The organism is Microbacterium sp. 01T413_2 (assembly GCF_056398985.1).
In genome coordinates, this window is sequence record NZ_JBFTQL010000052.1 from 1 (window position 1) to 12,337 (window position 12,337).

Consider the following 12,337-nt stretch of genomic DNA (forward strand, 5'->3'; position numbering starts at 1 on the left):
ATCATTGCTGACTTCATCCGAATGCCAACCCCAAAGGGTTGGTCTTTGATCCAAAGGAATTTCTCAACCAGCCCAAAAAGGACTGGACGAGGAATAAATTGGCATTTGACAAGTGCACGCTGTTGAGTTCTCAAGGATCGGATGCTCCTGCGTTCCGGCCTCTCGGCCTTCCCTTCAGGGCAACTTCTCTATCTTATCCGTGTCGCTCAGGCTGTCAAATCGACACGCCGTGAGGTTCAGAACCRGATCCGTTATCTCGTTTCCGAGGCAACTTCTCTAGCTTAGCCCTCCCGGCCAGCTTGTCAAATCGACGATCCTGGCGGACGGTCACCCTCTCAAACGCACGCGCTTGAGCCCCGCCGCAGGGAGAACCTGTGAAGAGGAACCGACTTCCGGAGAAGAAGGTGGGTGGTGTTCGTCGCTTGGGGAGTCAGGCCTTCCGGCCCTTCGCTCTACCGCTTGGGGCGAACAAGTAATAAGTTACGCGGATCCCCGGGTTCCGGCAAATCGGGGCGCCTTCTCGGGCGTGTCGCCCATCGTTCCGCACCTGTTCACCGCGATTCCACGCCGACGACAGGCGCCGCGTCCCTCGCGCGCACGAGCCTGATCGCCAGAACCAGGGCGAGGGTGAGCACTCCCCAGAGCCCRCACGCGAGCGGAAGCGTGCGATACGCCAGGTGCTGCACGGTGAACTCCTCGGTGAGCGGCCCGTACACAGCGAGCCCCAGGGCGACCGCGGCGACCAGCATGACCGGGAGCGACAGCCACCAGCTCAGCCGGATCGCGAGCGGCGCCGGGTCGACGGGGGCCGGAACGCGCCCGCGCAGCCAGAGCGCGCCCGCGATCAGCAGAACGACGACGCCACCGACCCCGGAGACGTACTGCAGCCACTTGTACCCGAGCAGCGGGCCCCAGTGCTCGTCGAGCGCGGAGAGCAGCACCGTGCCGGCCCTGCCCTCGTGCGTGAACGCGTCCCAGAGGATGTGCGAAACCACGCCCGATGCGAGAGCGAGCACGAGAAGGAGCACTCGCGCGACGGATCCGAAGGTCTCCCCGAGAGCGGCCCGCGCTCCCCCGTCCCACTCCTGCGGAAGGCGTGCGCCGAGGAACCGCGGCGCGAGGAGACGGCAGGCCGGCCGCAGCACCAGCCGCCACACGAGGAGCAGCACCAGCGCGAGGAGCACGGTGACCGGCAGCCAGCGCAAGTCGTGCGTCACCGAGTAGTCGACGATCAGGCCACGGGTGAACAGGGGCAGGTCGGGCGCCATCGCGCCGATCGCGATCGCCGCGGGTACCAGCGGCGTGCGGACGAACGGCAGGGCGACGATCGCGTGGCTGGGTGTGAACGGCATGCCCCGACGGTACCCGGCGGGGCGGGGCGTCACTCGTAAGGGCGGAGGATCCGATCCAGGAAGCGGCGCGTGCGCTCGTGCACCGGTGCGGTGAACACCTGGGACGGAGCGCCCCGCTCGACGACGACGCCGCCATCCATGAACAGCACCTGATCGGCGACCTGCCGCGCGAAGCCGAGCTCGTGCGTCACGATGACCATCGTCCAGCCTTCGGCGACGAGCTCCGAGATCACGCTCAGCACCTCGCCGACGAGCTCGGGGTCCAGCGCGCTCGTCGGCTCGTCGAAGAGCAGCAGGTCGGGCTTCAGCGCCAGTGCACGCACGATCCCGACGCGCTGCTGCTGCCCCCCGGAGAGCTGGAACGGGTAGGCATCGCGTTTGTCCGCCAGGCCCACGCGGTCGAGCAGGGCGAGCGCATCCTCCGTGGCCTGCGGCTTCGGCACGCCCTGCACCTGCACCGGGCCCTCCATGACGTTCTGCAGCACCGTCATGTGCGGGAAGAGATTGTGGTGCTGGAACACCATCGCGGAGCGGTCACGCAGCGCGAGCCGCGACCGCTCCGCAGCACGTCGGTCACCCGGGGCGGCGAAATCGACGACCGGACCGCCGTCGAACGCCACCACTCCTGCGTCCGGGGTCTCCAGGCCGTTGAGCGAGCGCAGCACCGTGGTCTTGCCCGAGCCGCTGGGCCCGATGAGCGCCACCACCTCGCCGCGTTGCACCTCGAGGTCGATGCCGGTGAGCACCTCGTGGGCGCCGAACGCCTTGGTCAGGCCGGTCGCGCGCAGGAGAGGCGTGCGTGGATCAGTGTGCGACATAGCGGTCCAGCCTCTTCTCGACCATGCCCTGCGCGCCGGACAGCACGAGGCAGAACAGCCAGTACACGAGCGCCGCCTCCAGATACAGCAGCATGACCTCCTGGCTGGCTGCCGAGATGCGCTGGGCGACGCGGAACAGCTCGGTGACCAGGATCAGCGAGGCCAGCGAGGTGTCCTTCACGAGCGAGATGAATGTGTTGGAGAGCGGAGGCACGGAGACCCGTGCGGCCTGCGGGAGGATGATCCGGCGCAGGGTGCGCCCTCTCGACATCCCGATCGTGTAGCCCGCCTCCCACTGCCCGACCGGCACCGAGAGGATCGCCGCACGGATGATCTCGGCCGCGTATCCGCCGACGTTGAGCGAGAAGGCCGCGATCGCCGACGGCCACGGATCGATCACGATCCCGACCGCTCCCAGACCGTAGAAGATCACGAAGAGCTGCACGAGCAGCGGCGTGCCCCGGATCACCGACACATAGCCTCGGGCGATCCCCGAGAGGACCCGCGACTCGGACAGGCGCATCAGTGCGATGAGCAGCGCGAGCACCAGGCCGATCGCGAACGAGGCGAGGGCCAGYGGAATCGTTCCGCTGATCCCGCCCCAGACGATCGGCCAGAAGGAGGTCAGGAAGAGGTGCAGCCCGTCGGGCATGGCCGGTGCTACTTCGAGACGTCTTCGCCGAAGTACTTCTTGCCGAGCTTCGCGAGCGTGCCGTCGGATGCGAGCTTCGCGAGGGCTCCATCGACGGCCTTCACGAGCGCGTCCTTCTTCTTGGTGAACGCGAATGCGCTCTGGGTCGGATCCGTCTCGGCCGCCACGGCGAGCTTCGCGTCAGGGTGCTGCTTGACGTAGTCGAGGTAGGTGAGCTTGTCGTTGACCGTGGCCTGCACCCGGCCCTGCTCGAGGAGCGCGACGGCCTGAGCCCAGCCTTCGACCGACTCGACGTTCGCGCCCGCGTCCTCAGCGAGCTTGTAGAAGTTGCTCGTCAGYGACTGCGCCGTGGTCTTGCCCTTGAGATCGGCGAAGGTCTTGACCGACGTGTCGCCCTTCTTCACCACCACCACGCTCGGCGAGACGGTGTAGGGCGTGGAGAACAGATACTTCGCCTGACGCTCCGGGTTGATCGAGACCTGGTTGCCGATGACGTCGAAGCGGCCGGCTTCGAGGCCCGCGAAGATCCCGTCCCACTGCGTCTCCTGGAACTCGACCTTGAGGCCGAGCTCCTTGCCGACCGCCTGCGCGACCTCGACGTCGTAGCCGACGAGGTCACCGGATCCGCCATCCGCGTGGTAGGTGAACGGGCTGTAGGTGCCCTCGGTCGCGACCGTCAGCGTGCCGGGCTTGACGAGTCCGTACGACGCGCTGTCCGCGCCGGCGGTCGCCGTGGGCTTCCCGGACGCGCCGCCCGAGCAGGCGGCGAGCGTCAGGACGAGAGCGGACGCGGCGAGGCCGACGGCGATCCGGGCGATGCGACGGTGAGACATGAGGACTCCGTTTCAGAGTTGACGTGCGTGCGGGAAGGGTGCGCCCGCGGATCCGAGTGGATCACGTTCGTGCGGTCGCCGCGAACTCCATGTCCGCGTGTGTCATGCCACACGGGCGAAGAGCCGCGGCGAACCGGGTGCCGGTGCTCAGGCGGGCAGCAGGCCCGCGAGCGTCTTCTTGCCGCGGCGCAGCACCGAGACGCCGCCGGGCAGTCCGAGCGGCACGGTCGCCTCGTCGGACTCGACCCGCTCCCCGTCGACGGAGACGCCGCCCTGCGCGATGGCCCGGCGCGCCTCGGAGGCGCTGGAGACCAGCCCGGTCGCGACGAGCGCGTCCACGACCGAAGAGCCGGCGGCCACCCGCGCGTTCGGCAGCTCTTCGAGGGCCGTGCGCAGAGTCGCGGCGTCGAGCGCGGAGAGGTCGCCCTGCCCGAACAGCGCCTCGGATGCGGCGATGACCGCGGCGGTCGCGTCGACGCCGTGCACCGTGGCGACGACCTCGAGCGCGAGGCGCTTCTGGGCGGCCCGCCGGAACGGCTCGGCCTCGACCAGCGCCGCGTACTCCTCGATCTCGGCGCGGGTGAGGAACGTGAAGACCTTGAGACGGTCGATCACGTCGGCATCCGCTGTGCTGAGCCAGAACTGGTACATCCGGTAGGGGCTGCACATCTCGGCGTCCAGCCAGATCGCGTTGCCCTCGCTCTTGCCGAACTTGGTGCCGTCGCTGTTCGTGATCAGCGGCGTGCCGATCGCGTGCGCCGAGACTCCCTCCACGCGGTGGATGAGATCCGTGCCGCTGGTGAGGTTGCCCCACTGGTCGCTCCCGCCGGTCTGCAGCACGCAGCCGTACTGGCGGTAGAGCTCGAGGAAGTCGAGGCCCTGCAGGATCTGGTAGCTGAACTCGGTGTAGCTGATGCCGGCGTCGGAGTTCAGGCGCGCGGCGACCGCGTCCTTCTTCAGCATGGTGCCGACGCGGTAGTGCTTGCCGATCTCGCGCAGGAAGTCGATGGCGCTCATCGGCGCCGTCCAGTCGAGGTTGTTCACGATCCGCGCCGCGTTGTCGCCCTCGAAGCTGAGGTAGCGCTCGACCTGCGCACGCAGGCGCCCGACCCACTCCTCGACCGTCTCGCGCGTGTTCAGCGTGCGCTCCGCCGTCGGGCGGGGGTCGCCGATGAGGCCCGTGGATCCGCCCACGAGTCCGAGCGGCTTGTGCCCGGCGAGCTGGATGCGGCGCAACGTGAGCAGCTGCACGAGGTTGCCGAGGTGCAGGCTCGGTGCGGTCGGGTCGAAGCCGCAGTAATACGTGATCGCGGGCCCGGCGAGAAGGGCGCGCAGCGCCTCGGGATCCGTGGACACGTGGACGAGGCCGCGCCAGACCAGCTCATCCCACACGTTCTCGAACGTGGGGTCGATGGCCGGTGCCGCGGTCGTCAGGGATGGGTTCGACACCGGATCAGGGTATCAGCGCGGATCCGCAGGGCTTTCCCGCGGGGTTCCGCAGGGCTTCCCGCTCCGATCTGTAGGGCTTTCCTCATTGACCTGGAGCTCCGGATACGCTGGAGGGGTGTTGGGAACGCGCGCGGGTCGCACGATCCGGGGCCTCATCGCCGCCCTGGTCGCGACGTTCGTCGCCTCCGTCTCCCACTCCACCGCCGACGGCGCGCCCGCTCCCCTGATCGGGATGGTGCTGGCGCTGCTGTTCGCCGCGCCGGTGTGCATCGCCCTCGCCGGCCGCCGACTGAGCTGGATCCGCCTGTCGATCGCGGTCGGGCTGAGCCAGATCGCGTTCCACGGCCTGCTGCTCATCGGCGTCGGATCCGGATCCGGGTCGGTCGCCGCCGGCATCGGCGCGCACGTGCACGGCGCGGAGCTCGCGAACGTCCTCGGCTCGACCGCCGTCGACGCCGGCCACACCCTGCATCTGCAGCCCGCGATGTGGGTCGCTCACGCGATCGCCGCACTGCTCACCGTGCTGGCGCTCGGCCGCGGAGAGCAGGCGCTGCGCGCCCTGCTCGACCTCACCGGCTGGAACCTCATCGCGCGGTTGCTCACCGCGGCGCCGGTACCGGCGCATCGTATTCCGACCGCACCGCGCAGGGTCACCCCGACGCTGCGCTCTCGCTTCGTCCTGACCGTCGTGTCGAGGAGGGGTCCGCCGCTCGCGGCCTGACCTCCCTTCATCCGCACCTCCGACGGGCCGCCCTCCCGCGCGCCCGTGGTGCACTCACGACCTCAGAAAGAACGAATCCATGCGAAACACCACTGCTTCCCGCGTCCTCGTCGGCCTCGCCGCCGGCGCCGTGCTCGCCCTCGCCGCCCCGCTGGCGGCCTCAGCCCATGTGACTGCGACCCCGAACCAGGCCGAGGCCGGATCCTGGACGTATGTCACGTTCCGGGTTCCGAACGAGTCCGCGACAGCCAGCACCGTCAAGATCCAGATCCACCTGCCCGCCGACACCCCGTTCACGAGCGTCAGCTACCAGCCCACCGCGGGGTGGACCGGCGACGCGGCAAAGACCGCGCTGTCCAAGCCGGTGAAGGTCGAGGGCAACACCATCAGCGAGGCCACCACGGAGGTCACGTTCACGGCCGACGCCGGTGGGATCGCGCCCGGGCAGTTCCAGACGTTCACGCTGTCGCTCGGCCCCGTGCCGGACACCGGCCACATCGTGATCCCTGCTACGCAGACCTACTCCGACGGCAAGGTCGTCGAGTGGTCGGCCACACCCGAGCAGGTGAAGAAGGACGACACCCTCGAGCCCGCCCCCGTGGTGTGGGTGAACGACGCTCCCCCGGCCGATCACCACGGCGGGACCGCGGCCGCGACGAACGCACCGGTGGCATCGGCGGAGACACCCGGCGACAGTCAGGGCGGTCTCGCGCTGGGTCTCAGCATCGCCGCGCTCGTGATCGCCGCCGGCGGCGCGCTGCTCGGCGGCTTCGCCCTGGGCCGGCGCAAGAAGGACGCCGCATGAGTCTGCGCCACCGGCTCACCGTGCTCGCGGCCTCGATCGGCGTGGGGCTGGCTCTCGCGACCGCCGGAGCCACGGCGGCGAGCGCGCACGACACGCTCGAGAACACGGATCCGGCCCAGGGGTCGACCGTCAAGAGCCTGTCGTCCCTCTCGCTGACCTTCAGCGCGGATCCGCTCGGCACGGACGGTGCGACGATCATCCAGGTGATCGGGCCCGACAAGAAGTACTACGAGACGGCGTGCCCCGATCTCAACGGTCCGGTGGTCTCGTCACCCGTCGCCCTCGGCGCTGCCGGCACCTACGAGGTGCTCTGGCGCGTGGTGTCCTCCGACGGCCACCCGATCTCGGGAAGCTACACATTCGCGTACGCCCCCGACGGCACGGCGCCCTCTGCGACCGGGCCCTCTGCTACCGGGACTCCCGCGGCGGCGGGGTCCGCGAAGCCGGTCTGCGGTCCCGCCGCATCGGCGACGACCGAGGCTCCCGCGGCCGCCGCGGCGACCGATGCGGGCCTGTGGATCGGACTCGGCATCGGCGCGGCGGTGCTGGTCGGCGTCGGCGTGGGCGCATGGGCACTCGCCCGCGGTCGCAAGGCCTGAGCGAGGACTCCACAGGTCGAACGGAACGCGGCGTCTCTCCGAAGGCGCCGCGTTTCGTCTTCGACCGTCGGAGTAACGTCAGCGCACCCGGGGCGGGGCACCCGTCGTGCGCTCGAAGGCCAGCGCGCGGCCGCCGCGCAGCGTCCGCGATGTGAGGCCCGCCTCCTCCATGAGCCGGACCGCGCGGCGCGACAACGCCGGCAGGACGGTCGCGGTACCACCGGTCTTACGGGCGATCCCGGCGACGAGCGTCAGGTCGACGCCGGATCCGCATGCCTCGATCCGGGCGAAGTCGCCGTCCGCGCGCCAGACCAGCCGATCGAGGTGGCAGTAGCGGATCCGCTCCTCGACGCCGTCGACCTCGATCCGCAGACGATCCGCATCGAAGCGCACGGCGCAGGACACCGCGCGGCGGCGCAGGAGCCACGACGTCACCAGGTAGGCGGGCAGGCCCGGGATCGCGATGTACAGCAAGAGGAACAGCTTCGGCCCGACGTACAGCACCCGACCGCCGGTCACGATCAGCACGACGACGAGCGCGGCGATCGCCAGGGCGCCGGCGAGGGAGCACCACAGCACGAGCGCTCGCGCGGAGAGAGGCACCGCGCGGAACCGCACGAGCGATCCGCGTTCGGAGGGCTCCCACTGCGGAGCGGGGCGCGCCTTCGCCGCATCCCGGGCGCCGATCATCGCCGTGATCCGGCTGATCAGGCCAAGCCACACCCAGCAGGCGGCCGGCACTGCGGCCAGCTGCAGCACGGCGAGGAAGGCACGCGCGGGGTTGGGCTTGGGCGCCAGCAGCGCGGGGACGGCCTCGATCATGAGCCACAGCAGCAGCCCCGCGCCCACCGCGCCGGTGATGTGCACGATCAGTCCGCGGCCGGCCGGCACCCGCAGAGTCGCGTTCACGAAGGAGAGACCGCAGAGCCAGCCGCCGATCAGGGTGAACAGGAACGGCAGGAAGCCGGGATCGCCGGCGAGGTAGCCCGGCACGGCCAGGGCTCCGCACACCAGCGCCCAGAGCAACGGCATGCGGAGGATCCGCGCCCAGAGCGGGCCCGGATCGGGCCCGACCGGCTCGGGATCCGCCGGTGCCACGGCATGAACCGTGTGGTGTGTCGAGCGTGGGACGTGGTGATCGGACATCCCGGTCAGTCTAGGGAGCGGGCGGTTTCAGCCGCGGCCCGGCGTTCTCATCCCAGGGCGCGCAGCCTCGCATCGAGCTCTGCGAGGCGCTCCGGCTCGACCGAGCCGAGCCGTGCGGCGCCGTCGGCCAAGGTGATCCCGCGGGCGAGGAACACCAGCGAGTGCGTCGAGACACCGGGCACGAYCTCGTCCAGCACGGCSCGCGCCYSSGSGTCGTCGAGGAYCTCGCCGAGSGTGCTGTCCAGCGTGAACCGGGGCTTCTCGTTCATGGATCCTCCTGCATGAGACTTCGTGCGACTGCCGGTGCGGAGTCCCAGTGACGGCCCCGTCACCACAAGGATCCTCCGCTTCCAGTCCCCACGGCAACCCGGCCAGGACATGCGTTCCGCTGAACGGCTCAGGATCCGGCGCGCGCCGCCCACCACAGCAGCAGCGCGCCGCCCAGCGCGACCACCCAGCTGACCAGGCTGCCGACGAGGAAGTACTCCGCACGCCCGCCGTTCACGCCGTCGCGGGAGATCTCCGGGAAGCGCACGATCCCCTTCGCCGCCAGCATCGCCGCCAGCAGCGGGTATGCCGCGAACAGGGTGAGCAGCAGCACGATCGCGCGCTCGAGCGGGCCGATCAGACGTCCGCCGCGGAAGCCGGGATCGGCGGACGGTGCCGGCGGAGTGGGCTCGGACGCGGTCGGGGTGCCGGGATCGAGCACGGAGGGCGCTACCGGGACGAGCCCCGCCACCGCACCCGCCGGCGGCGCATCGCGATCCGCCGACACATCCGCAGGGATCTCCGCCTGCTCTCCGAGCAGCGCCGCGCGGACGATCACGTTGCCCGTCTCGAGCAGCACCGCGAAGACCCCGAGCGCCAGCACGAGCAGGTCGAACCCGATCGGCCCGAAGGGCGTCGCCAGCCAGCGCCCGGCGAAGATTCCGGTCGCCGCGCGGGCCGGCATGAAGGCGACCAGGGCGACCACGAGGACGGCCAGCAGCACCGCCGGCCAGAACGAGAAGCGAGGTCGTCCGTCCAGCGGCAGCAGCCACACCCACAGTGCGGCGAGCGCGAGCCCGACCACGGCGTGGAGGTACGCCCCGCCGAGCGCCGCCAGCACCAGCACCAGCACGCCGGCGACGGCGATTCCGATCCACAGTGCGCGGCGGTGCAGGAACCGGCGCAGCACGTCGGCGAGGCCGATCGCGAGCAGGGTGAACCCGGCGAGGATCATGAGTGCACCGCCTTCCGTACCGGGCGGACGCAGTGCTTCACGCCGCCGCGCGTCCCGCCGGCCGCGTCGCACGCAGACGCGGCCGCGGCGAGGCAGGAGATCGAGGGCATGCCCCCATCCTCCCCCGTGGCGCCGACATTCCGGAAGGGCGCAGCGGCGAGCCCGGACTGGATGGAAGGGGGATGACGCGCGACCGTGGCGGCAGGAGCCGAGGGGCCGCGCGACGCAGGGCGGGACAGACGAGAATCGCCTGCCCCGCCCTGCGAGGGACCGCTATGCCTCGAAGTCCTCCGGCACGTCGAGCGGGCGCCGCGAGAAGTACGCGTCCTTCGCCTTGCGATAGAACAGCGCGAGCGGGATGACACCGATCGCGATCAGGCCGAGGCCGAGGATGTTCACGACCGGCTCGTTGTTCGGGATCGCCGCGAAGAAGATGTACATCATGAACACCGCTCCCACGAACGGCCAGAGACCGATCAGCAGGAAGTTCTTCAGCGATCGGAAGATCACCTTGCGGAACCCGATGATCAGCGCGAAGCCGGCGAGCGAGTAGTAGAACGCGATCTGCAGACCGATCGACGAGATCGCCCAGCCCAGGATCTGCCCCACGCTGTCGCCGAAGACGTTCGCGAGCACGAACAGCAGCAGCGAGACGCCCACGACGACGAGCGTCGCGAAGACGGGCGTCTTCCACTTGCGGTTGATCCGGCCGAACGCGAACGGGATCGTGCGGTCGCGGCCCATCGCGAACAGCGTGCGGCTCACCTGCACGAGCGTGGTCTCCAGCGTCGCGATCGTGGAGAGCGCGACGGCGACGATCAGGATCTTGCCGCCGATGCCGGGCATGATCGCCTCGCCCAGCACGCTGAGCACGTTGCCGCTGTTCGCCTCGATGGTCTTGCCGGGCAGCATCACGAGCGTGGTCGTCGTGTAGATCTCGAACAGGATGAACACGATGATGATGCCGAGGATCCCGGCGAGGCCGGTGGTCTTGTGCGCGTTCTTGGTCTCTTCACCCAAGTTGGCCGTGACGTCCCAGCCCCAGTAGTAGAAGGCCGCGATCAGAGCCGCCGCGACGAAGACGCCCGCGCCGGTCAGGTGGCCGAAGCCGAACCAGTCCCAGGAGAAGGTCTCGCCATGGTGGTAGGTGGTGATCGCCCGCGGGATCGCGATGGCCGCGAACACCACGAGAATCCCGACCTCGATGATCGACATGATCCATTGGGCGCGCTCGGTGGTGTGCACGCCGAAGATCACCGCGGCCGCCATCACCAGGAACCAGAGCGCTCCGACCAGTGTCACGAGCAGTGTGTTCTCGTTGGCGACCTTGTCTCCGGCGAACAGGGCGACCGTCATCTGGCCGGCGGGCAGGGCTCCCGCCACCATGAAGATGGTCGCCGAGATCACGACCGCCCACCCGGCGAGGAATCCGAGGATCGGGTGCAGCCCTCGCGCCACCCAGGAGAACGATGCGCCCGCATGCGTGTCGACCCGCGCGAGGTAGCCGAACGCGAACGCGATGCCGAGCATCGGGATGCCGCACCACAGCAGTGCGGCGGGGGCGCCGACGCCGGCGGCGCCGATCAGAAGCGCGGTGCTGGCCGCGATGGAGTACGCGGGCGCACTGCCTGCGACGGCCATCAGCGTCGAGCCGGCTTTGGACACGCCGCCGGCCTGCAGCGCGTGCTCCTCATAGTCGATCGCACGTTGCAGAGACGTGTCCGTCTCGAGTGGATTCTGGGTCACTCTGTTCCCCTGTCTCATCGTCGGGTATGGGGGATGACAGAGGGACGTTAGCACCCCGGGCATCCTTGCAACTAGAGGACCAGAGCTTGATTTCGCAGATGTTCCCTGAAGCTATGGACACGCTGAGAATAATCGGGTCACAAATGGGGATTCCGGATGCATTCGCGCGCAGCGCACCGGGATCCGTTGCGGTTCGGCCGGAATCGATTCGAGATGCGCACCTCCCCGTTCGCCCCGGGCCGAGCCCTTCCCGCTCACCCCGCGCGCTGGTACCGTCGGCGCCATGGCTGGGGAGCTGGGACCGCAGGACACGCGCATGCGTCTCCGCTACGCCGGAACGTGCCGGCTGTGCAATCGCGCTCTGCCCGCGGGCACGGACGCCGTGTACGAGCGCGACCGGCGAACAGTGCGATGTCTCGAGTGCACCCTGGATGAGCCGTCCGCCCCCGAGTCCCCCGAGCCCGGCACGGCGGGGGCATCCGCACGCCGCGAATACGAGGGACGCCACAGACGGCGCGAGGAGCGGATCCGCACAGCGCACCCGAAGCTCGGGGGGCTGATTCTTGCGCTCTCCGACGACCCGCAGAGCACGCAGGCGTGGGTCCGCGGCGCGGTGGGCGAGGAGCTGCTCGCCCGGCGGCTCGAGGATCTGCCCGCGTCGGCGCGGGCCCTGCACGATCGCAGGATCCCGCGCACGAGGGCGAACATCGACCACATCGTCGTCTCCCCCGGTGGCGTCTGGGTGATCGACGCCAAGCGGTACAAGGGACGCCGCCCCTCGCGGGAAGCCACAGGAGGCGTGTTCGGGCCGCGCGTCCAGACGCTGCGGATCGGCGGACGCGACGGCACCCCGCTCGTCGACGGCGTACGGAAGCAGGCGGCGCTGGTCACGGCGGTGCTCGGCGACGCCGCCCCGGTGGCCGCAGCACTGTGCTTCCTCGAGGCGGACTGGGGCTTCTTCGGCAGCCCGTTCTCGGTCTCCGAGGTGCTGGTC

General features: G+C 69.8%; 13 protein-coding genes. 4 read left to right on the top strand and 9 right to left on the bottom strand.

Going from position 1 to position 12,337, the window contains the following annotated elements:
• Positions 1 to 551: 551 nt before the first annotated feature.
• The 5 genes from AC1DMN_RS17890 to tyrS form a co-directional block, all read right to left on the bottom strand.
• Entirely contained in the window at positions 552 to 1,352 is an 801-nt protein-coding gene (locus tag AC1DMN_RS17890) for a DUF4184 family protein (RefSeq protein ID WP_477231173.1), read from the bottom strand.
• 29 nt (positions 1,353 to 1,381) lie between these two features.
• On the bottom strand, positions 1,382 to 2,170 hold the full coding sequence (locus tag AC1DMN_RS17895) for an amino acid ABC transporter ATP-binding protein (protein ID WP_441976791.1): 789 nt from the start codon (positions 2,168 to 2,170) through the stop codon (positions 1,382 to 1,384).
• Positions 2,157 to 2,822 carry an amino acid ABC transporter permease gene (locus AC1DMN_RS17900; protein WP_440734103.1) on the bottom strand — a complete coding sequence of 222 codons (666 nt, stop codon included), beginning with the start codon at positions 2,820 to 2,822 and terminating at the stop codon, positions 2,157 to 2,159. The genes AC1DMN_RS17895 and AC1DMN_RS17900 overlap by 14 nt, the downstream gene beginning before the upstream one ends.
• 8 nt (positions 2,823 to 2,830) lie before the next feature.
• Positions 2,831 to 3,655, bottom strand: coding sequence for a transporter substrate-binding domain-containing protein (locus AC1DMN_RS17905; RefSeq protein ID WP_441976792.1), 825 nt, complete (start codon positions 3,653 to 3,655; stop codon positions 2,831 to 2,833).
• A gap of 147 nt (positions 3,656 to 3,802) precedes the next feature.
• Positions 3,803 to 5,104, bottom strand: coding sequence for a tyrosine--tRNA ligase (gene tyrS, locus AC1DMN_RS17910; protein ID WP_477231172.1), 1,302 nt, complete (start codon positions 5,102 to 5,104; stop codon positions 3,803 to 3,805).
• Positions 5,105 to 5,219: 115 nt separating this feature from the next.
• On the opposite strand from tyrS, the gene AC1DMN_RS17915 reads away from it, so the two are divergent.
• The 3 genes from AC1DMN_RS17915 to AC1DMN_RS17925 all read left to right on the top strand — a co-directional run bounded on the left by AC1DMN_RS17915 (position 5,220) and on the right by AC1DMN_RS17925 (position 7,229).
• Entirely contained in the window at positions 5,220 to 5,825 is a 606-nt protein-coding gene (locus AC1DMN_RS17915) for a hypothetical protein (protein WP_441976794.1), read from the top strand.
• A 79-nt stretch (positions 5,826 to 5,904) separates the two neighbouring features.
• Complete coding sequence (locus AC1DMN_RS17920; protein WP_440734107.1) at positions 5,905 to 6,630, top strand: YcnI family copper-binding membrane protein; 726 nt, start codon at positions 5,905 to 5,907, stop codon at positions 6,628 to 6,630.
• Positions 6,627 to 7,229 carry a copper resistance CopC family protein gene (locus AC1DMN_RS17925; RefSeq protein WP_477231171.1) on the top strand — a complete coding sequence of 201 codons (603 nt, stop codon included), beginning with the start codon at positions 6,627 to 6,629 and terminating at the stop codon, positions 7,227 to 7,229. The genes AC1DMN_RS17920 and AC1DMN_RS17925 overlap by 4 nt, the downstream gene beginning before the upstream one ends.
• Positions 7,230 to 7,307: 78 nt before the next feature.
• On the opposite strand, the gene AC1DMN_RS17930 is transcribed toward AC1DMN_RS17925, so the two are convergent.
• From AC1DMN_RS17930 to AC1DMN_RS17945, 4 genes are all read right to left on the bottom strand, one after another.
• Positions 7,308 to 8,375 (bottom strand): hypothetical protein, encoded by a 1,068-nt coding sequence (locus tag AC1DMN_RS17930; RefSeq protein ID WP_477231170.1) that lies wholly within the window; start codon positions 8,373 to 8,375, stop codon positions 7,308 to 7,310.
• Between the two features lie 47 nt (positions 8,376 to 8,422).
• Positions 8,423 to 8,644: a hypothetical protein gene (locus tag AC1DMN_RS17935; protein ID WP_477384716.1), complete on the bottom strand. Its 222-nt coding sequence runs from the start codon at positions 8,642 to 8,644 to the stop codon at positions 8,423 to 8,425.
• Between the two features lie 128 nt (positions 8,645 to 8,772).
• Positions 8,773 to 9,597: a hypothetical protein gene (locus AC1DMN_RS17940; RefSeq protein ID WP_477231169.1), complete on the bottom strand. Its 825-nt coding sequence runs from the start codon at positions 9,595 to 9,597 to the stop codon at positions 8,773 to 8,775.
• Between the two features lie 273 nt (positions 9,598 to 9,870).
• Positions 9,871 to 11,343, bottom strand: a complete 1,473-nt coding sequence (locus AC1DMN_RS17945) for an APC family permease (RefSeq protein WP_477231168.1) — start codon at positions 11,341 to 11,343, stop codon at positions 9,871 to 9,873.
• A 283-nt stretch (positions 11,344 to 11,626) separates the two neighbouring features.
• On the opposite strand from AC1DMN_RS17945, the gene AC1DMN_RS17950 reads away from it, so the two are divergent.
• Positions 11,627 to 12,337: nuclease-related domain-containing protein (locus AC1DMN_RS17950; RefSeq protein ID WP_477384718.1), on the top strand; the 711-nt coding region annotated here is incomplete at its 3' end.

Coding starts and splice junctions, on each gene's coding strand:
- AC1DMN_RS17920 (WP_440734107.1), top strand. CDS start 5,905: ATGCGAAACACCACTGCTTCCCGCGTCCTCGTCGGCCTCGCCGCCGGC.
- AC1DMN_RS17940 (WP_477231169.1), bottom strand. CDS start 9,597: ATGATCCTCGCCGGGTTCACCCTGCTCGCGATCGGCCTCGCCGACGTG.
- AC1DMN_RS17925 (WP_477231171.1), top strand. CDS start 6,627: ATGAGTCTGCGCCACCGGCTCACCGTGCTCGCGGCCTCGATCGGCGTG.
- AC1DMN_RS17930 (WP_477231170.1), bottom strand. CDS start 8,375: ATGTCCGATCACCACGTCCCACGCTCGACACACCACACGGTTCATGCC.
- AC1DMN_RS17895 (WP_441976791.1), bottom strand. CDS start 2,170: ATGTCGCACACTGATCCACGCACGCCTCTCCTGCGCGCGACCGGCCTG.